At 59.9% G+C, this 20,769-nt stretch carries 16 protein-coding genes and 2 pseudogenes; 6 read left to right on the plus strand and 12 right to left on the minus strand.

Annotated features, from left to right (window positions below; all coding sequences use genetic code 11):
• Positions 1-587: 587 nt before the first annotated feature.
• On the plus strand, positions 588-1,622 hold the full coding sequence (locus tag EI969_RS26045) for a sensor domain-containing diguanylate cyclase (RefSeq protein WP_160390283.1): 1,035 nt from the start codon (positions 588-590) through the stop codon (positions 1,620-1,622).
• A gap of 123 nt (positions 1,623-1,745) precedes the next feature.
• Positions 1,746-2,300, plus strand: coding sequence for a YdeI/OmpD-associated family protein (locus tag EI969_RS26050; protein ID WP_160390284.1), 555 nt, complete (start codon positions 1,746-1,748; stop codon positions 2,298-2,300).
• Positions 2,301-2,473: 173 nt separating this feature from the next.
• On the opposite strand, the gene EI969_RS26055 is transcribed toward EI969_RS26050, so the two are convergent.
• The 9 genes and pseudogenes from EI969_RS26055 to EI969_RS26090 all read right to left on the minus strand — a co-directional run.
• A complete protein-coding gene (locus EI969_RS26055) occupies positions 2,474-3,430 on the minus strand; it encodes a hypothetical protein (RefSeq protein WP_256678367.1) in 957 nt (318 codons plus the stop codon).
• Positions 3,427-3,753: a hypothetical protein gene (locus EI969_RS26060; RefSeq protein WP_160390285.1), complete on the minus strand. Its 327-nt coding sequence runs from the start codon at positions 3,751-3,753 to the stop codon at positions 3,427-3,429. The genes EI969_RS26055 and EI969_RS26060 overlap by 4 nt, the downstream gene beginning before the upstream one ends.
• A 240-nt stretch (positions 3,754-3,993) precedes the next feature.
• Positions 3,994-5,151 carry an MFS transporter gene (locus EI969_RS26065; protein ID WP_160390286.1) on the minus strand — a complete coding sequence of 386 codons (1,158 nt, stop codon included), beginning with the start codon at positions 5,149-5,151 and terminating at the stop codon, positions 3,994-3,996.
• A gap of 15 nt (positions 5,152-5,166) precedes the next feature.
• Complete coding sequence (locus EI969_RS26070; RefSeq protein WP_160390287.1) at positions 5,167-5,538, minus strand: ethanolamine utilization protein EutQ; 372 nt, start codon at positions 5,536-5,538, stop codon at positions 5,167-5,169.
• On the minus strand, positions 5,535-6,863 hold the full coding sequence (locus tag EI969_RS26075; protein ID WP_160390288.1) for an FAD-binding oxidoreductase: 1,329 nt from the start codon (positions 6,861-6,863) through the stop codon (positions 5,535-5,537). The genes EI969_RS26070 and EI969_RS26075 overlap by 4 nt, the downstream gene beginning before the upstream one ends.
• A gap of 10 nt (positions 6,864-6,873) precedes the next feature.
• A complete protein-coding gene (locus tag EI969_RS26080) occupies positions 6,874-8,109 on the minus strand; it encodes an FAD-dependent oxidoreductase (RefSeq protein WP_256678368.1) in 1,236 nt (411 codons plus the stop codon).
• A pseudogene (locus EI969_RS30690) lies at positions 8,098-8,259 on the minus strand (rubredoxin); the annotation flags it as partial. The pseudogene EI969_RS30690 and the gene EI969_RS26080, both read right to left, overlap by 12 nt.
• A 12-nt stretch (positions 8,260-8,271) precedes the next feature.
• Positions 8,272-9,717 carry an aldehyde dehydrogenase family protein gene (locus tag EI969_RS26085; RefSeq protein WP_160390290.1) on the minus strand — a complete coding sequence of 482 codons (1,446 nt, stop codon included), beginning with the start codon at positions 9,715-9,717 and terminating at the stop codon, positions 8,272-8,274.
• A gap of 10 nt (positions 9,718-9,727) precedes the next feature.
• Positions 9,728-10,303 (minus strand): annotated as a pseudogene (locus EI969_RS26090) (RHO alpha subunit C-terminal catalytic domain-containing protein); the annotation flags it as partial.
• On the opposite strand from EI969_RS26090, the gene EI969_RS26095 reads away from it, so the two are divergent.
• Positions 10,293-11,705, plus strand: coding sequence for a BCCT family transporter (locus EI969_RS26095; protein ID WP_371926026.1), 1,413 nt, complete (start codon positions 10,293-10,295; stop codon positions 11,703-11,705). The pseudogene EI969_RS26090 and the gene EI969_RS26095 sit on opposite strands and share 11 nt — an antisense overlap.
• A gap of 74 nt (positions 11,706-11,779) precedes the next feature.
• On the opposite strand, the gene EI969_RS26100 is transcribed toward EI969_RS26095, so the two are convergent.
• The gene (locus tag EI969_RS26100; protein WP_160390291.1) at positions 11,780-12,688 is read right to left on the minus strand and encodes a LysR substrate-binding domain-containing protein; all 909 of its coding nucleotides are present in this window, start codon (positions 12,686-12,688) and stop codon (positions 11,780-11,782) included.
• Positions 12,689-13,246: 558 nt separating this feature from the next.
• Between EI969_RS26100 and EI969_RS26105 the strand changes: the two genes are divergently transcribed.
• Together EI969_RS26105 and EI969_RS26110 are read left to right on the plus strand one after the other, a co-directional pair.
• Positions 13,247-13,525: a DUF2790 domain-containing protein gene (locus EI969_RS26105; protein WP_160390292.1), complete on the plus strand. Its 279-nt coding sequence runs from the start codon at positions 13,247-13,249 to the stop codon at positions 13,523-13,525.
• Positions 13,526-13,805: 280 nt separating this feature from the next.
• Positions 13,806-14,459 (plus strand): hypothetical protein, encoded by a 654-nt coding sequence (locus EI969_RS26110; RefSeq protein WP_160390293.1) that lies wholly within the window; start codon positions 13,806-13,808, stop codon positions 14,457-14,459.
• Between the two features lie 61 nt (positions 14,460-14,520).
• On the opposite strand, the gene EI969_RS26115 is transcribed toward EI969_RS26110, so the two are convergent.
• Together EI969_RS26115 and EI969_RS26120 are read right to left on the minus strand one after the other, a co-directional pair.
• A complete protein-coding gene (locus EI969_RS26115; RefSeq protein ID WP_160390294.1) occupies positions 14,521-14,820 on the minus strand; it encodes a hypothetical protein in 300 nt (99 codons plus the stop codon).
• Between the two features lie 186 nt (positions 14,821-15,006).
• Positions 15,007-15,648, minus strand: coding sequence for a response regulator transcription factor (locus EI969_RS26120; RefSeq protein ID WP_160390295.1), 642 nt, complete (start codon positions 15,646-15,648; stop codon positions 15,007-15,009).
• Between the two features lie 247 nt (positions 15,649-15,895).
• On the opposite strand from EI969_RS26120, the gene EI969_RS26125 reads away from it, so the two are divergent.
• On the plus strand, positions 15,896-20,758 hold the full coding sequence (locus tag EI969_RS26125) for a HAMP domain-containing protein (RefSeq protein ID WP_160390296.1): 4,863 nt from the start codon (positions 15,896-15,898) through the stop codon (positions 20,756-20,758).
• The last annotated feature ends 11 nt before the right edge of the window (positions 20,759-20,769 follow it).

A 20,769-nucleotide genomic window follows, 5' to 3' on the forward strand; every position in this document is an offset into this window, starting at 1 on the left:
TTACATCTTTGATTTCTCGCGGAGTAACTTGTGATGCTGATAATCTGTTGACTAGCAGTCTGACTCCACAAGCACCCACACGAATTGCTTGATTCAGTTGTTAAAGAGCGGTTGGTTAAGATCTTTCATCTCAACCGAGGTGCGCATCTTACAGCGCATCTTTTCAACTTGCAACCTTAAAAGTTTCTGATTTTTCAACAAAATCAACTACTTAAGCCAAGATCAACATCGAGTTGCTCGTTAGCGGGAGGCGAATAGTACAGTATTAAAATACGTGGTCAACCCCCACCGGGAAATTCTTTTCCCTTATCAAAGAGCAGGGTTGCCACCATGAAAACCATCAAGATCCGTACAAAGCACCGGGGCAACAGAGTCGCCTGACGACGTCATCACTGAATCGCCCCTTATACGAGGATGCTGACTGACCACTTTTGGCTGCTCTCTGCCGGTCTCGACAGGCAGAGAGCAGCCAGAAACGGTCGCTCTCTTGTCCTGGCAGCCTCATTCAACTGGCTCAAGCCCTGCGATGTTCAGTAATGCGCTGATTAGTCGATAATGAAATACCACTTAGCTATCGGCACGCCCAAATGGATCAGATTCTTTCTCTTCTCTCCGATACCATTCCAAAAGCCCAAACCCTGGAGCAACTAACGCGTCCCTTGCTGGCCCTGCTCAGCAAGGTAACCGGTATGGAGTCCACCTACCTGACAACCATTGATACCGACGAAGGTGTCCAGCGTGTCGAGTTCGCACGCAACGTCGGAGACATGGTGATTCCTGAAGGGCTGGTCGTGCCTTGGACAGATACTCTGTGCAAGCGGGCGCTGGATGAAAATCGCATGTACTCGGATAACGTTGCCGAATGCTGGAGTGACTCGCAGGCCGCCGCGGCCTTGGGCATCAGAACTTACGTGAGCGCGCCAATCAGGTCCCAGGACGGGCAAGTGCTGGGGACAGTATGTGCCGCCAGCTCGGATCAGGTGGCCCGCTCTCCTGACGTGGAACCCTTGCTGATGCTGTTGTCAGGGCTGCTGGGATACTCCCTTGAACGTGGACTGCTAGTTGAGCGACTCCAGGCTGCCAACGCCGAGTTGACCAAGCTGGCCCTGACGGACCCACTCACCGGCCTGTCCAACCGGCGTGCCATTTTAAACGATGCCGCGCGCCTGTTCGCCCTGGCCCAACGGGAGCACAAGTACATACTGATCGGTGTCATCGATCTGGATGGGTTCAAGCTCATCAACGACACCCGCGGTCACCTGGCAGGTGACCAGCTACTGCGCGACGTGGCCGCACGACTGCAGCACGTCCTTAGAAGCAGCGACATCATCGGGCGTACCGGAGGTGATGAGTTCATCGTGATCGCCTTGGGCACTCCATCCGAACACTCGGACCCGGAAAAGGACAAGCGACATGCCGCCGAACTGCTTCAGGAGCGCCTGTCCAAAGCGACAATAGGGCGATATGAGCTGGGCCACGGTCTTGATGATGTTCAATATGCCGGAGCGAGTGTTGGGGTCGTGGCAGTGGTACCGGGGAGCATGACTGTGGACGAGGCCACAAAACTGGCAGACCGCGAGATGTATAAGGTCAAACAGCAGCGAAACCGTCAACGGCTGTAGGAACGCCGAAGCTCGGCATTGGTTCGGTAACTGCCGTTCGCGACAGGTAGAAAACGGCCAGAATCAGCCGCTGGACAGGCTAGTGACTAATAGCCGTCAAGCGTATTGGTTAAAGGAGTTGCAATGACAACCATCGATGTGAAATCCAGATTCGAAGCCAGGCTTCTTCGTCCGGCAAAACCTGGCAGTGATGCGTCGTGGGCGTTCGTAGTACTGCCAACAGACGCAAGTGAACAGCTTCCACGGCGAGGAAGGACGACCGTTGCAGGCACGATCAACGGGCACCCTTTCCAGGCAACCCTTGAACCGGATGGTCAACTGAGCCATTGGCTGCCGGTAAGTAGAGAGTTAATCGAAGCTGCGGGCGTGGTCGTTGGGGATATCGTTACACTGGAGCTAACCCCTGTGAAGAAGGAACCCGAGCCTGACATCCCGACAGATTTTCAGGAGGCGCTGGCAGCCACTCCCGAGGCTCGTGAAGTCTGGAACAATACGACGACCATCGCACGAGTGGACTGGATACACTGGATTACTTCAGCCAAGCAAACCAAGACGCGCGCAAAACGCATTGGCGACGCCTGCGATATGCTTGCATCCGGCAAGAAGAAGGTTTGCTGTTTCGACCCGTCCGGTTACTACAGCAAGGCCTTCCGTGCACCCGAGGCAGAAGATTCTTAACTGAAGGTCAGTGTGATGACACGAAGGGCGACGGGGTTGTCGGTGCCTACGCGTGTCGACTGGTTCTGAAGAGACAAGGTGAGGCCATGCTAGTGCCGGGTGTGGTGGTGGACTATGCCGGATTGGATTTGAGTCTTGCCTGATCCCTGATCCTTAAGCTCCAACGCAGCACGTTACTCCTCCGGCTGCTCTTGAACGCCGAGATCTCGATACTTTTGCTTACCCCACACGGCAGGATCTGGAACCACTTCGATTACCCTGGTTGGCGGAGTATTGATATTAAACCCGGGCTCCATTTTCTCACGCATTTCCAGGTACTGGCCCAGGAAGGCGTCGTAAGCCAGGCGGGGCGCGTACTGAACGCCTCCTTTCTGGTCCACCGCCTCGCCGTGATAGAACAAATCCACGCCCTGGGTAAGCGGCACTAACAGGCTGGCGACAGGTTTGTAGTCACCCTCATAAAGAGTGAGCCGCAGCTTTGCCTTTGCACCGTACAGTTGCCCCATCTGTTCGGCGAACCAATTGACGTATTGGTCGCCGTTAATCCGCGTTGGGGTGGCAGGCAGCGTATAAGCAGTGTCCAGTTTTCGATTCTCACGGATGCGACTGGCCATCCCATTCAGCTCCAATCCTTCAGCGAACTCGACATCGACCTGTTCCCCAGCCTCGATTTTGATCGGCTTGTTCATCGAAATCACGGGCCACAACAAGTTCTTGGAGAAGTATGAGCCGCCACCTTTCGACAGGTTTCTCGCCTGCACTATCTCCCACTTGGCTGACGTCAGGAGAATTGGCGCCGCCGTTATATTGGTCACACGGACTGAAACATAGACCTGTTCATTGATGGTTTGCTCACCACCGCCGGGGCGTCCGAACATCGGAGTTGGGCTGAGCCAAGCCTCTGCCACAAAGAGCCTGCGGCCCTGGCTCGCGGCAGTGATGTCGGTCAGGCGCTCCAGTACTTCTTCCGTGACGCCGATGCAATAACTATTTCCCGATGCGCCCGCACCGGTAACGATCGACGAGCACGGTCCCGTGGTCTGCATATTCTGGGATTGCGCCAGAGCAAGCTGAGGCAACACCAGCACCGAAAGCATCATCACCGCACGGAGAAGTTTTTCCTTCGTCACGGCCGGGTGTCGACTGTGGATTTAACCACAGCGCCTTGCCCGGTCACGATTGGCGAGGCCGCTCCGTGAGTGGAAATTCCATTCTTCGCCGGGGCATCTGCAGGCGCCGACCTGCTTGGCCCTTTGACTTCGGTTACGACATGCGCATCAGTTGCGGTGATGATGGGAGAGGCGTCGCCATGGGTGGAGATTGAAGGGCTTGGATGCTGTGCTGGTTGCAGTGTCACGCCTATCCGATCGGGGTTTGCTTCAACTTGCAGCTCACGATTTTGAACGAGTGCCGAGATGGTCATCACCCCAATTACAACAACCAGGATGAACATCGCTACCGACATCTTTCGGACACTTCTCGACCTTGCGGGCGGCTGTTGCGAATTTCCATTCAATTTTGAACTCCTGTAATTATTGGCGGGGCAGTATCCCTACCGCCGCTGCTGGCAGCTACTGTGCAAGGTACATCCATGCCTGAGGCGGTGAGAGTATTGATCAAACTGACTCTGGCTTTCATCGTAATAAATCCATGGCCCCTGCTTCAAGAGTTCCTCCAGGCGTTCACGCCCCACTCACGGCACCTGCGCAACAGCAGCAGGAACCCGTTGCCTGTCACTGACCAGGCAAACAACCAGCGCCGTCACGGCAATGCCGAACAGGTACAGAGCCTGGCGTCCAAAATGCTCCATCAACGCACCTGCCACCAACGGGCCGATGGTCGCGCCGATGCCGAACGTCACCAGTAACACCCCGGCGACGGATACGCGCAACTCCGGCTCCAGATTGTCATTGGCGTGCACAACGCCCAATGGATACAGGCAGAACTGCAGGAACCCGATGACTGCGCCCGCCAGCATGACCCAGCCCGGCCCTGGTGCCGGCATAAAGGCCAATGGCAGGTAAGCGATGCAAAGCAAAGCGGCGGTCAGGCGAATCAGGCCAACACGGGAGAAACGGTCCGACAGTTTGCCCAGTGGCAGCTGCGCAAACAGTCCGGCCGCAATGCTCAAGGCCATGAACTGACCAACCTGCGCGGGGCTGAAACCCGATTGCGCAGCGAAGATCGGCGTCAGTCCATAAAAGCAGCCGTTGAGCAATCCCGACGCGAGAATAGTGCCCAGCGATTGCGGGAGCCGCCGGACATAACGCATGAAGCTGACCCGCGTCTGACTGATCGGGCTGGGCTGTGTTCCCCTGTGCATGGCCATCGGCACCAGCCCCATGGCAAACGCGATCGCCACGCCCGACAACACCAGGGCATCGAGCCCATTGCCGAAGCTGAGCAACAGTTGCCCCAGCATCATGCCGACGTAGCTGGCCACCATATACAGCGACATGGCTCCGCCACGGCGACCACTCGGCGCGCAGTCGTTGAGCCAGCTTTCGATGACCATCAGTTGGCACATCATCGCCACGCCGACCACAAACCTCAGCCCCAGCCACAGCGCCAGCCAGTCACTCAACTGATGGCTGAGCACCGCCGTGACGATCACGCCGGCACTCACCACGAATGCCCGCACATGCGAGATCCGGCCAATCAGCCAGTAACCGATCCGTCCTCCCAGCACCATTCCCAGCGCATTGGCCGCCATCAGTGCGCCGCCCCAGACCTCGGCGATACCGGCGGCGTTCAGGCGCAAGGCCAGATACGTCATCAGCAGGCTGGAGCCCAGTTGCATCAGCAGCGCGGCAGCGTAAATCGTTGCAAACACCTTGGTGAGCGCAAACATGTTCAGTTTCCCGGATCAGATGAGGCCGTGACGTTGCTTCCAGTCACCGGGATGCACGACATAGCCAAACAGTGCGTGGCCGCCGTAGACGAGCTCGGTACCTTCGGGAATCCAGAGCAATTGCCCAGGTACGACCCGGTACAGTTCGCCGTTCGCCCGCAGTTCGAAGCAGCCTTCGATGACGAAAATGACTTCGTCATACAGCAAGGTCCAGGCAACCTCGGCCCCCTCCCACCGCGCAAAGCCGATCCCCAGGTGAGGTGACACGTCGTTGCTCACGGCACGGGCAACGCTGGCGCCCCCGGGGGGGCCGCCGCGATGCACGAAGTCCAGGTCCCGGTGATCGACCAGCAGTACCGGTTTGCTGTCGGCCGGCGCACGGGTCATAGCTCGCTCCTGCTGTTCCAGGCCGCCCAACGGATACGCGAACGCACCCCGAGCCCCAGGAACGGTTCCGGCGGATTGCGCGAAGGCATGCCCGTCACCGTTTCGATGTCATCGAGCCGTTGCGAGTCGGCCCCCAGTACCTTGTCCGCCAGCAACGTGCCGGATATGGTGCCCCACGCGGCCCCTACCCCGTTGTCGCAAGCGGTGGCGAATACGCCGTCGTCGAGTTGCCCGAAGAAGTTGGTGAAGTTGCGCGAGATCGCGTAGACCCCGCCCCATGTGTGCGTAAAGGGTACGTGGGCAAGCTGGGGGTAACGGGAAAGGAATGCCGCATGATGATCCTCGCGGACTTTCAGGCGAGTTGCGTCATTGATGCTGCGCCCGTAGCGCGGCACATGCTTGTAGGTATTACGGATGATGAGACGGCGATCGCGGGTCATCCTCACCGTGGTACCGGCGTGGTCGGCTGGCGTCAGCCCCCAGTCGGCCTGGGCGCCGACAGTCGCCATCTCTTCGTCGGAGAGTGGACGCGTCCAGCTGGCAAACGTCATCACCGGCAGCAGCCGATTGCGCAGGTAACCGAACTCCTGGGTGAAGATACTGGTGCCAAGCAACACCTTCGGCGTTCGAATCAAACCCTCTTTGCCCTGCAGGATCCAGTTGCCGCTGGCGTCTTTCTCCAGCCGCTGGATGGGCGACTCTTCGAGTACTTCGACGTTGTCGGGCAGTGATGCGCCCAGACCGCGCACCAGTGCCGCCGGCTGCATGAGATAGCAACCCGGCGTAAAGATCGCGCGGCTGTAGTAGTCGGTGCCCAGCACGTTGGACAGTTCCTGGCGTTCCACCACGCGATAGGGCTCGCCGAGGTCCGCCATCAGTTTCTCGAAGTGACCGAGATACGCCAGGCCACGCTCACCCACTGCGCCTTGATACTTGCCGGCATGGGACCACTGACAATCGATGCCGTGACGACCGATCAGGGTCTGCAATTGGTCAATGGCCGCGCGATTGAGCCCGAGCAGGCGCTGCTTGTGCCGGGGGTCCGGATGCTCCAGGGCAAACTTGTGCGGCAAATCGATGACGAAACCGGAGTTGCGCCCCGATGCCCCGTAGCCGACACGCTGGGCGTCGACCAGCAGAATGCGCGACTGCGGCATGTGCTCGGCCAACCGGCGCGCCGCGGCGAGCCCGGCGAAGCCCGCGCCGATCACCACGTAGTCGGCCTTTTGCTCACCGCTCAGGCGCGTGGCCGGCAGCGGTTCCGGCAATGCGGCGTACCAGCCACAACTGCGGTCATCATGAGGCAGGTTAACGATACTGTTCATTGGTCGACTCTCAGGCCACATGCTGTTGGGTGTCCTGGCAGCGTTGCAGCCAGGCATTGCGTTGTTGTTGGGCCTGCCGTCCGAGCAGGACGAAGCCGCGCAAGGCGCCGGCGTTGTCACGGAAGGCAGCGCTCAGTCCGTCCCCCGTCGCGTCGCAGTGCCATTGCCCCTCACAATCGACGGGGGGCGGCAGCAGGCACAAAGGTGCCGCCGGCGTCTTCACCGTCACCGGCGCGAGTGGGTACGTCACCGGCGTCGGCTGCCCGGACAAGGTCCTGGCCAGGGCGCGGATGCCCTCGTTGATCGGCGCGAGATAGGGCAGCAATTGCCCATCGACCTCGATGCAATCGCCCAAGGCATAGATGCCGCGCTGCGAAGTCTGTAGCTGCGCATCCACCTTGATGCCGCGTCCGCAGGCCAGGCCGGCGGCTTGCGCCAGTTCCAGGTTGGGACGCAGGCCGACGGCCGACAGCACCAGGTCCGCCTCGAAGTGCTGACCATCGGCCAGCGCCAGTCGATAGCCGTTCGAACCCTGCTCGATACGCTGCAAGGTCGTGCGCAAATGCCATTGCACGCCAAGACCGGACAATGCCTGTTGCAGTTGCAGGCCAGCCGGTTCCGGCAACAGGCGCTCCATCGGCCACTTGCCCAGACCGATGACCCGAACCTGATAACCACTGCTCGCCAGGTCATTGGCGAATTCGCAGCCGATCAGCCCGTCGCCCAGCACCGCCACGCTGCGCACGCCGTCGAGACGCTCACGGAAGGCGCGGTAGTCCTGCAGGTTGTTGACGCTCAGCAGCGCCTCGGCACAACCCTCGATGGGCAGGCGCAGCGGCGAAGCACCGCTGGCCAGGACGAGTTGGCCGTAGGCCATTTCGCCGAGATTGGTGTACAGGCGCCGTGCCTGGGCGTCGATTCGCTCGACCCGGCAATGGCTATAGATGCGAATGCCCAGGCGCTGTTCGAGGGCCAGCGGACTTTCCGTCGCCAGCGTCTCGGCGCTGCGCCCCTGGGCCAGGGCGATCGACAGCGCCGGCTTGGAGTAGTTGTGCCCGCAGTCCTGGGTCAGCACCCGGACATCGAGTTGCGGGTTGGCTTTGCGCAGCGCCTGCGCCAAGCCGTAACCGGCATGACCGCTACCGATGATGACCACCGGCTGGGCCGGCGCAACCACAGCAGCGGGCAGCTTGGCGATTGCCGGCGCAGCCGCCACGGCTTTCACCGGCTCGCTGATTTCGATCATCTCGAAATCGGCTTTGCCCACCTTGCACTCGGGGCACAACCAGTCTTCGGGGACGTCTTCCCAGCGGGTCCCGGCGGCAATGCCGTCGTCCGGCCAGCCCAGGGCTTCGTCATAAATCAGGCCACAGATAATGCAGAGCCACTTCTTCATGGTGCTTTCCCCTCACTCGCCCGCGATACGCACGGCCAGGTTTTTGGTGCGCACGTAGCTGTAGAGCGCTTCCTGGCCTTTCTCCCGCCCGAACCCGGAGAGCCCCACGCCACCGAACGGCGTTTCAATGCCGCCGGCGTACCACTCGTTGATGAACACCTGGCCGGCGCGCAGTCGCCGCGCACAACGCAGGGCACGATTGAGGTCCTGGGTGAAAACCCCCGCGACCAGACCGAATTCGGTGCCGTTGGCGATGGCGATGGCTTCTTCTTCGGTATCGAACGCAATGACCGCGAGCACCGGACCAAAGACCTCGGCCTGGGCGATCTGCATCTGCGGGGTGACGTCACGGAAAACCGTTGGCGCCATGAAATGCCCGCGCATCCCGCTGAGCGCCTCACCGCCGGTTGCCAACACAGCACCCTCTTCCTCGGCTCGCCGGCACATGGCTTCAATGCCCTGGAGCTGGCCTGCGGAGATCACCGGCGTCAGGTCCGGATTGTCCTGGCCGAGACCGACAGCCAGGCTTTCAGCCATTGCCACCACGTCCGCGACCACTTCTTCGTACAGGGACCGGTGCACCAGCAGGCGCGACATCGCCGAGCACACTTGGCCGGCATTGAAGAAGATGCCGTTGCGCACGCTGGCCAGCAGTTGCTCGCGATCGGCATCAGGAAACACCACGGCAGCCGACTTGCCACCCAACTCCATGACGCTGGGAATGGCATGTTCGGCGGCAGCCCGCAGGATGCTCTGACCGGTGCCGACGGAACCGGTGAAGACGATCTGGTTGACCGCGCGATGCCCGGCCATATAGGCGCCCACTTCCCGGCCGCGACCGCAGATCAGGTTGACGGCGCCCTGTGGCAACCCGGCACGCTCGATGGCCTGCAGCAGGACACACAGCCCCAGCGGAGAAATCTCCGGCGACTTGATCACCACGGCGTTGCCGGCAGCCAGGGCCGGTGCCAGCGAGCGGGCACAGATGGACACCGGAAAATTCCACGGCACGATCTGCAACGACACACCCATGGGGTCGTAGACCGTGAAGTCCATGTAGCCATTGCCCAGGGGAATGGAGGTGCCTTCGATCTTGTCGGCCATGCCGGCGTAGTACTCGAAGTAACGCGCCGCTTCGATGAACTCGTCGCGGGCATCACGCAGGCTCTTGCCGTTCTCCTGGCACAGGACCCACGCGCCCTCCTCGGTCACCGCACGGATCTGCGCGGCAATTTCCAGCAGCCAGGTGACTCGCTGCGCCGGCCGCGCGCGGGTCAGTTCGCCGCTGTCGGCGCAGCGCCGTGCCGCCTGCAGCGCCCGCTCCGCGTCGGCCACGCTGGCCTGGGCGATGGTGGCGACAGGCTCGGTTGTGCCTGGGTTATTGACGGTGAGGTGCTGCTCACTGTCGGTCCAGGTGCCGTCGATGAAGTTCAGCCAATGCGCTTGAATCGGATACATGGCCATGACCTCAAACGCTCTGCGCGCAGGCGAGAAGCTGACGCGCAGCCCACTGGTGGAAGAAGTGCGTCGGCAGATCCATTTCCGGGGAGAACGCGCCACCGCCATAACCTGGGGAGTGACGGCCTTTCTGCATGCCTTCGACCGAAGCGATGTCTTCGGCGAACACCACGCGCCAGGACTGCATGACCGCGTCACGCGCCGCTTCGAAACGGCTGTCGAGCGCCTCGTCGCCGACATAGAAAAGGCGCAGGTGCTCGACGGTCTTACCCGGTGCGATCGGCTCCAGCATCATGGCGAAGGCGTGGTCGGCCTGGATGCCCAGCAGGACGTTGGGGAAGAACGCGACGTATTCGGCGGTGCGCAAGCGATCCTGCGGCCAGGACGGGAAAATCGGCAGGTGTGTGCCGGCGACGTCGGACAGGTTATAGGCATGGCTGCCCTGGCCGGCGAACTGATCGAAGATGATGTTGTAGTGGTCTTCCAGGCGCGAATAGCTGTTCAGGCTCGGGTGCACCCAAGGCAGGTGGTAGGCCTCGCAGTAGTTTTCCACCGCCAGTTTCCAGTTGCAGTTGATGTTCAGTGCCGGCATGGGCATCGGCCTGATTTTCTGGTCGGTCGCCGAGCCCATGCTGCATTACGCCGACAACCCGTTCTCCAAGGGGCTGACGGATGAAGCCGCGAGCATGGCCATGCGCATCACCCTGTTCCATTGGGGCCTGCATCCCTGGGCGATTTTCACCTTGATCGGCTTGAGCCTGGCTTACTTTGCCTATCGCAAAGGCTTGCCCCTGGCGCTGCGGTCCCTGCTCTACCCGCTGATTGGCGACCGGATCTACGGCTGGATCGGCCATGTCGTGGACATCATGGGCGTGGCGATCACCGCATTCGGTGTCTCCCAATCGCTTGGCCTTGGCGTTGCGCAGATCAACACCGGCCTTCACCAGGTCTTTGGCCTGCCCGTCAGTGTCGGGCTGCAGCTGTCGATCATCCTGGTCGTCACCATCATCGCCTCCATTTCACTCCTGGCCGGCCTCTCCAAAGGAATGAAGCGGATATCGACGCTCAACATGTACATGTCGATCCTGTTGATGCTGGTGGTTCTGCTGGTGGGTCCGACGCGCTACATCCTCAACCTGATGTTCGAGTCGACCGGGGACTACGTGCAAAACCTGGTCGGCTTGAGCCTGTGGATGGACACGCAGAAAGACACTCAATGGCAAAACTGGTGGACGGCGTTCTACTGGCCGTGGTGGATGACCTGGGGGCCGTTCGTTGGCCTGTTCATCGCTCGGATCTCCAAGGGGCGGACCATTCGTGAGCTGATCGTCGGTGCCCTGGTGGTCCCCACGATGGTCACCATCCTGTGGATGTCGGTCTTCGGTGGTGCCGCATTGAAGAGCGAGCAAACCGAGCGCCAGCAGTACCAGCAGGCCGCCGCCAGCACCGAACAGGTCACGGAAAAGGCCACGTTCGAAGGCGGCACCATTCTGCTTGCGACCAAGAAAGAACCCACGGCGGCGATGTTCACCCTGCTCGGCAAACTCGACGGGCCGTTGATCGGTGGCGCGCTTTCGATTTTCGTCTGCCTGCTGCTCGCCGTTCACTTCGTTACCACCGCCGACGCGGGCACCCAGGTGCTCTGCACATTGAATGCGATGGGCAGTACCAATCCGCCGAACTGGATCAGATTGCTCTGGTGCATTCTCGAAGGTGGCGTGGCGGCGGGGCTGCTCCTGGCTGGCGGGCTCAAGGCCATTCAGATGGCGAGTATCGCCGCGGGCCTGCCTATCGCGATTCTGATGACGATCATGAGCTACACGCTGATTCGCAGCCTGCGTGAAGAGCCATTCGGCGCCCTGCCGAACCTGCCGCCGGCTGGCCGCCTACCGGTTCAGGAGCAAGCCCACGAGAGTGTCTCGCCACTTGGCGGTTCCATTCTGGGCGGGGCTGCGGATTCATTGCTGACCGCTCGAAAAGCCGGCTGACACCAGCCAGACACGCTGCCAAATAAAAAGCCGTCAGTGCAAGCTGACGGCTTTGTTCATTTCAGGACGGCCCTTTATTCCTGGATGGAAGGCAGCCCCATCAGCCAGTCACGAAACAACTTCACGCTTTGTCGCGGGCCGCGTGTACTGAGAGGCTCGAGCAGGCAGAACTTGGCGTTTGTCTGCAGCACGATATCGTTCGGCCGTACCAGCCCTCCCGTGCTCAGCGGATCATCGACCAGATTGTTCCAGGCCAGCGCAACGCCCTGCCCGCTGATGGCCGACTGGATCAGCATGCTGTAGCTGTTGATGTTGATCCGGTGTCTGGGCGCAACCGGTGTCTGCTCCAGACGCTTGAACCACTCCGGCCAGCCGATCCAGTCCCGCTGCGAATCCTCGAGCCACAGCCAGGTACAGGACGACAGCCCCTCGAGGGTTGAAAGCTGGGGATGTGTGGCCAGGTAGGACGGACTGCACACCATGAAAATCTCTTCCGAGAACAAGGGTGTCACGTCCAGGCCTTTAGGGGGTGCACCGCAGTAATACAGCGCCAGGTCGCAATCGAGCCTGGCGTAGTCCTTCACATGATCGATCGCAATGATCCGCAGATCGATCTCCTCATGCTGACGTTGAAACTCGGCAACCTTGGGCAGGAGCCAGAGCGAGGCCATTGCCGTGCTGGTGGCAACGGTCACCTGCTGATCCCCGCGCCATTGCCGAATCTCCCCCGTGGAGCGAGCCAGGCTCTGCAGACAGTCGCGAACCGTTTCGTGGTACTGGGCCCCGGTCGGCGTCAGGTTGATGGTCCGGGTTGTCCTTTCGAACAAGGTTTTGCCGAGATAATCCTCGAGCAATCGCACCTGGCGACTGATTGCGCCCTGGGTGACATTCAGCTCTTTGGCGGCAAAGGTAAAACTCAAGTGGCGGGCTGCAGCCTCAAAGGCAATCAAACTGTTGAGCGGCGGAAGAGGCTGAATTTTCAAGGGGCTTAAATCCACTGATTCTTGTTTTTTTCGGTCGCTCCATTCTAGTGATTCGCAGGCGCTCAGGCGCAGGTTTTATGCATGGACGGCGACAAGTCTTCCGGTCACTCCCCCTTTCGAGTAACCCGGCATGGTGATAGGCGTCACCCTGCAACCGCAGTCCCATGCGATTGATTGCATCCGCACGCGCTCTTGGAGCACCGCATTGGTGATGTGGTTTGCGAGCGCCATCGGGTGCTGCCGATTGCATTGTCTGAGTGCTGAAGTGATCGATCCGGGTCCTTCTTCACTGTCAGAAATCGTCCAGTACCTGACACTTCTTCCTAGGTAAAAATCCGTCATGACATGTCATGACCTCTTCCAAAAAGGGACTTTGACCAACAAATACGGGGGTTAAAGGACGAATGGTCAAGAGGCGTCAAGCGCGGGGAATTGCCGGGAGTTTACAGCCACTACAGGCTTTTCAGGAGGGCACGTTCGTCGTTGTCAAGTGAACTTCACTTTAACGACGTGTCACATTAAGTCCATGTCAAGCAAACGCAGTGGAGGTACAGTCTTATGAGCATGACCACGATTGTCAGTGCAGTAATTTCCAGTCTCGCACCCAGCGTCTTCGACCAGAACAGCCTGATGGAACCCGGCGCGCATATCTCAGCCGTTGAATACCACTACGGAATGGACATCGATGTGAAACGGGTGCTGCAGCGCACCGATACATCCGACAAGACCGGCGTGGTACCGGTGACCCTGGTCTACGAAGACAGCGAGGGCGAAGTCCACAAGATCCGTTTCCTCGAATGGGGTGGCAGCACCGCCGACCCAACCAGCATTGCCTGATCAACCAGTCGATCGAACTCCGGGCCTCGCCGCCCACCCCAGAAGCGGAAGTTAAACCTCATAGGCACTCAGTGCGGATGATGTTTTTTGTTACCTGAAAAATGGACATGATCGAATGACTGAAAGTTCATTCGCGAAACCCACCATTATCTTGATGGCGTAAATGCCGCAAGATTAATTGATAACAATTGCTGGATCTAAATGGCAGTCAGCAACGGCAACTTCCAATAAAGCCGTATCGACAGCCACGTTGATTCACTATTGAAGCCAAGAGGTAACCATGGATCTAAGTATGTTCTCTGCGTCCACCGTGGAATATACGCGTTTGGGCGTTGTATATTTCCATCTTATCGCCTGCTGTGTGGCAATCGGGCTTGTATTGACCAGTGACGTTGCAATGGTCAAACAACTCCTTAAAGGGGATGTGTCGGGTCACCACGATGACGCGCACATGGAAAGCCTGCAAAAAACCGTAGTGCTCGCACTTGTAGCCCTTTGGATTACCGGCATTGGTATTGTCGGAATCGATTATGCCGACAAAGGGATGGAATATTTCCTCAATCCAAAACTGCAAGCAAAAATCGGCATCGTTGTGCTGTTGACCTTTAACGGCTACCTGCTGCATAGCGCGGTATTGCCGGCACTGAAAAAAGCCGGTTCGTTACTCAAACTTTCCTTCAGCCTGCGCATGCTCGCGCTGTTCTCCGGCGCACTCTCTGGCGTGTCGTGGTTCTATGCCGCCATGCTTGGTGTCGGTCGTCCGCTGGCCTGGAAGTACTCGCTGGTCGAGTTGCTGGCAGCCTATCCGGTACTCATCGTCGGTGGATTTGGCGCGATGGTACTGCTCACCGCCTGGGCCAAGGACCGAGACACCGAAGCGCGCATGGGCCACGGCACCAGGACTACAGGAAACGCCGCCCTGGCTGGATGGTGAAGTCAGCTTGAGCTTGAACAAGGACGTTCAGCTATCCCCCAGTCGACATGCAGACCGGCGACTATCGCTTGCCCTTCATGCAGACTACCGAAAGATAAACGCCCCATAGCAACCCGCCTACGGCAAGTATCAGCTCCGGACTGAGAATGTTCTGATCGGCCGGTGTCACCAGGATTTCGCTGTAGAGGCACATCGCGCCCGCGATCAACGCCATGAAGTAGCCGGTCCGGTTCCTGGTCCGGCGCAACAGCAGAACCTTTTTCAAACCCTCGTCTTTCCATTCCTGAAGGGGCATGCGCTGGATCTCTTCCAGCAGCACTACGCCCCACAGCAATGCGCATAACCAATAACCTATCATCATGGCTCCCTTCAGTTAGAACCCTGATTCAACATCAGTGTTGGCGAACTGCATGATTTAAACCGAGGGGTAAATATGCTTGATTGCAACGGCCAGCGCTATCGACGTTAGCAGGACTTACTTGTGGCGTTATCGGCCAGGCGCTTGTAGTGATTCCACTACACGCTTACCGCAGAGAGTGAAGAATGTTTAAGTCAACAGGCCGTTTTCGAGTGCATAACGGGCCAGTTTCGCATTGCTGTCCATCCCTGTTTTTTCCAGGATACGTGCCCGGTACGTCGTGACGGTACTCGGGCTCAAGTGCAATATCTGCGCGATGCGCACGATCCTCTCACCCGAAGCGAGGAGCTTCAGTACTTCAAGCTCCCGGTCCGATAGCGCTTCGTGGGGGGCCGCGTCGCCTCCGCCGATTGCGTTGACCAGTTTCTCCGCAAGCTCGGGACTGACGTGCTTGCCGCCCGAGGCCACCTTGCGCACCGCCGCCACCAGGGTCGCTGCGGAAATGTCCTTGGTCAGGTAGCCCGCTGCGCCCTGCTTGATTGCGCGTAACGCATAGGCCTCGACCGAATGCATGCTCAACATCAGAATCGCCAGCTTGGGCTTGTGCGCTCGCATGAGCTTGAGGAGTTCGAGGCCGGACTTGTCGGGAAGCTGGATATCGACCAGCGCCACGTCGAAATCCTGCTCCCTGACCAGGAGCATTGCGTCCTGTGCCGTCTCGGCCTCACCCGTCACGTCGATCTCGCCGGCAGTCTCCAGCATGCGGCGCACGCCGCTGCGCACGATGCTGTGATCATCCACCAGCAAGACTCTGATTTTGTGGTCAATCATCGGTATTTCCCATTCGCACCCGCAGGGCCCTGGCGCACTTGTGCATGCCCACGTTAGCAGGCGCAGAGCACGCTTGCACCTTTGTCGCAACGGCCTGCTCCCGGCCAATTTCCCCGGAATCCGGGGCATTGCGCCAACCTTGCTAGTATTTCGTAAGCCAACGTTCGGTACTCGGCATGGTCAATACTGCAATGCCGGCTCCTGCATGACGCCTTGCGCGTGGCATCCATCCTGACTGGACATCGACATGGCCACAGTGACGACACCGACCGAAGCTTTCGACATGAAGACCTTGCTGGCAGCGCTGAAGGCGTTGCGCAATGGTGATTTCACCACGCGCATGCCGCAGGACTGGACCGGCATGCCGGGCAAGATCGCCGACACGCTCAACGAGATCTTCGACATGGCGGCCGACACCGCCACCGAATTCGAACGCGTGGCGCGACTGATCGGCAAGCAGGGCATGGTCGATGAGCGTATCCAATTGCCGATGATGAAAGGCTCATGGCAAAAGATCGTCAACTCGAGCAACGCACTCACCAGCGACCTCATCAGCCCGATGACCGAGATGATTCGGGTCATCGGTTCGGTTGCCGAGGGTAATCTGAGCCAGCAGGTACCACCGGTGCTCGACGGCCTGAGACTGCGGGGCCAGTTCCTCAAATCCGCCAAAATCGTCAATACCATGGTGACTCGCCTGGGCTCCTTCGCTTCCGAGGTCACCCGCGTGGCGCGCGAAGTCGGCACTGAAGGGATTCTCGGTGGCCAGGCCAATGTCAAAGGCGTGTCCGGCACCTGGAAGGACCTGACCGACTCCGTCAACGACATGGCCGCCAACCTGACCACCCAGATGCGCAACATCGCTTACGTGACGACCGCGGTGGCCAAGGGCGACCTGGGCAAGACGATTACCGTCGAAGTCAGGGGTGAGATTCTCGAGCTGAAAAACACCATCAACACCATGGTCGGCCAGCTCTCGAGTTTTGCGGCGGAGGTGACCCGCGTGGCGCTGGAAGTCGGTACCGAAGGCAAGTTGGGCGGTCAGGCGGAAGTGCGCGGCGTATCAGGCACCTGGCGCGACCTGACCGAATCGGTCAACGGCATGGCGGCCAACCTGACGACCCAGGTGCGCAACCTCGCACAGGTGACGACGGCGGTGGCGCGCGGCGACCTCGGCAAGAAAATCACCGTTGAAGCCAAGGGCGAGATTCTCGAACTGAAAAACACCATCAACACGATGGTCGACCAGCTCTCCAGCTTCGCCTCGGAGGTGACACGCGTCGCGCTGGAAGTCGGTACCGAAGGCAAACTCGGCGGACAGGCCGAAGTCACCGGCGTGTCCGGCACCTGGAAGGACTTGACCAACTCGGTCAACGGCATGGCGGCCAACCTGACCACCCAAGTGCGCAACATTGCCGACGTGACCACGGCGGTGGCCAACGGTGACCTGTCACGCAAGATCACCGCCGAAGCGCGAGGTGAAATTCTGCAACTCAAGGAAACCATCAACACCATGGTCGACCAGCTCTCGACCTTCGCCGACGAAGTGACGCGCATGGCTCGCGAAGTGGGGACCGACGGCAAGCTCGGCGGCCAGGCCAGGGTGACGGGCGTCGGTGGCACCTGGAAAGACCTGACCGACTCGGTCAACAGCATGGCGGCCAACCTGACCAATCAGGTGCGCAACATCGCCGACGTGACCACGGCGGTGGCCAAAGGCGACCTGGGGCGCAAGATTACCGTGGAAGCCAAGGGCGAAATCATGGAGCTGAAAAACACCATCAACACCATGGTCGACCAGCTCAACAGCTTTGCCGCCGAAGTGACGCGGGTGGCGCGCGAAGTCGGCACCGAAGGCAAGCTCGGCGGACAGGCTCAGGTGCAAGGCGTGTCCGGCACCTGGAGGGACCTGACCGAAAACGTGAACTTCATGGCGGCCAACCTGACCAGCCAGGTGCGCGGCATCGCCAAAGTGGTGACCGCCGTCGCCAACGGTGACATGAAGAAGAAACTGACCCTGGAAGCCAAGGGCGAAATCGCCGAACTGGCCGACACCATCAACGGCATGACCGATACGCTGGCGCTGTTCTCCGATCAGGTGACCTCGGTGGCGCGTGAAGTGGGCGTCGAGGGCAAGCTGGGGGGCCAGGCGAACGTGCCGGGTGCTGCCGGCACCTGGCGCGACCTGACCGACAACGTGAACGGTCTGGCGGCCAACCTGACCAACCAGGTGCGCGCAATCGCCGACGTGGCGACGGCCGTGACCAAGGGCGACCTGACTCGCTACGTGGAGGTGGAAGCAAAGGGCGAAGTGGCGGAACTGAAGGACAACGTCAACGAGATGATCCGCAACCTGCGCGAAACCACGCGGCAAAACGCCGAGCAGGACTGGCTCAAGAGCAATCTCGCGAAGTTCAACCGCCTGCTGCAGGGCCAGCGCGATCTGGCGGCGGTCTCCAAGATGGTGCTGTCTGAACTGGCGCCGCTGATCAACGCCCAGCACGGTGTGTTCTACATGATGAACGAGAGCCCGCCCGATCCTGCGAAACTCATCCTGCTGTCCGCTTATGCGTACAAGGGCAACATCAATGTGAACGATGAGTGGCGGCTCGGCGAAGGCCTGGTCGGGCAATGCGCCTACGAGAAGCGGCGCATCCTGCTGACCGATGTACCCGCCGATTACGTGGCGATTTCATCCGGACTGGGTGCGGCCGCCCCGCTGAATATCATCGTGTTGCCGATCCTGTTCGAGAACAAGGTCAAGGCCGTCGTCGAAATGGCTTCGTTCACGCGCTTCAGCATCATTCATCAGACCTTCCTCGATCAGCTTGCCGAGTCGATCGGTATCGTGCTCAACACGATCGAAGCCAATATGCGCACCGAGGAACTGCTCAAGCAGTCGCAATCGCTGGCTCAGGAACTGCAAAAGCAACAAGAGGAATTGCGCCAGACCAACGAAGAACTGGGGGACAAGGCTGGACTGCTGGCGGAGCAGAAAGCCGAAGTCGAACGCAAGAACCGCGAAGTCGAAATCACCAAGCTCTCCCTGGAGGAGAAGGCGGAGCAGCTGACGCTGACCTCGAAGTACAAGTCCGAATTCCTCTCCAGCATGTCCCACGAGCTCAGAACGCCCTTGAACAGCTTGCTGATCCTCGCCCGGCAGCTCAGCGACAACGCGGAACACAATCTCACGCCCAGGCAGGTCGAATATGCCAAGACCATCCGTAGCGCGGGTAAAGACCTGCTGGAGCTGATCGACGAGATTCTCTATCTGTCCAAGATCGAGTCGGGCACGGTCACACTGGACCTCAATGAAGCGCGGTTCGCCGACCTGCACGAGCAGATCGAACGGACCTTCCGGCCGGTCGCCGAAAGCCGTGGCCTGACCTTCACGATTGAACTGGCGCCTGCCCTGCCCCCCGTCATCCGGACCGACGAAAAACGCCTGCTGCAGGTGGTCAAGAACCTGCTGTCCAACGCCTTCAAGTTCACTGAGCAAGGCAGCGTGAAGATCCGCATCGAACCTGCGGTGTCCGGGTGGAGCGTGGACAACAGCGAGCTCAATCGTGCCGATGCAGTCATCGCCTTCGTGGTCACCGATACCGGCATTGGCGTATCTGCCAGCAAGCAGAAGCTCATCTTCGAAGCGTTCCAGCAAGCCGATACCGGCACTTCACGAAAATACGGCGGCACCGGCCTCGGCCTGTCGATCAGCCGCGAGCTCGCACACCGGCTGGGCGGCGAGCTGCGGCTGCTTTCCGGTGAGATCGGCAAGGGCAGTACGTTCGCGCTGTACGTGCCCTTGCGTATCGAGGATGCCCAGCATCAGACGCTGGACGAATCGACGACAGAGGCAGTACCCGGCCAAGTCAGGCGCGACCTCGTCTCGAGCCCGTCGGCACAGATACTGGACGACCGCGAGTCTGTCCAACCCCGGGACCAGGTGCTGCTGATGCTCGAGGGCGACGCCCGATTCGCCGGCATTCTGCTCGAAGCCGCGCACCAGAAGGGGTTCAAGGCTATCGTCACGACCCGTGGCGCGCAGGCGCAGGCGCTTGTCGAGCGCTTCAAACCCGTCGCGATCACGCTGGACCCGGGCCTGACGGACATCGATGGCTGGGCGCTGCTCGAGCAGTTGAAGCGCAATTTCGCCACGCGGCACATCCCGGTCCAGATCATCTCGAGCGCTGACGACCACACACGCGGGCTGCGCTATGGCGCTTTCGACTGTCTGCTCAAGCCAGTCACCGCCGACGAGATCGAAAATGCGCTGGTCGGCATCGTGAAGTTCGCCCGACGCAAGAGCAGGAACCTGCTGCTCATCGATGGCGACGACGGCAGCCGCGCGCGCATCCTCGATCTGCTCGGCAACTCCGACGTGAAGATCGAAACGACCGCCAGCGGCGCGTCAGCCTTGAAGAAACTGGCAAAAAAACGCTGCGACTGCCTGGCAATCAATCTCGAACTGCCCGACGCATCCGGCCTCAAATTTCTCGAGGTGTTGCTGCAAGACCCCGCCATGCGTGAGTTGCCGATTGTCGTCTATGGCGCAGAGACACTGACCAAGGCCCAACAGGAGCGCTTCAGGACATTGCTCGGCAAAGGCGTCATCAAGGCGGTTCAGTCACCCGAGCGCATACTCGACGAAACTGCACTGTTTCTACACCGCGTCATCGACAGGCTGCCGCCGACCCAGCGCAGGATGCTGGAAAAACTCTATGAAGGTTCGGACAGTCTCGAAGGTAAAACGGCCCTGGTGGTCGACGATGACGTGCGCAATATCTTTGCCCTGACCAGCGTGCTGGAACGCTACAAAATGCAGGTGGCCACGGCCGAGAACGGTCGAACCGCCATCGAACTGCTGCAGCAGCAGCCCGACACCGACATCGTGCTGATGGACATCATGATGCCGGAGATGGATGGCTTTGAAACCATGCGCCAGATCCGTACGTTCAAGCGATTTGAAACCCTGCCCATGATTGCGCTGACGGCCAAGGCGATGATGGGTGACCGTGAAAAGTGCATCGAGGCAGGCGCCTCGGACTATGTCAGCAAGCCGGTGGATACCGACCAGCTGCTGTCACTGATGCGCAAATGGCTCTATCGATGACGAAACGGCAA

Origin of the sequence: Pseudomonas sp. PB101, from assembly GCF_009764265.1 — a bacterium.
GTDB lineage: Bacteria > Pseudomonadota > Gammaproteobacteria > Pseudomonadales > Pseudomonadaceae > Aquipseudomonas.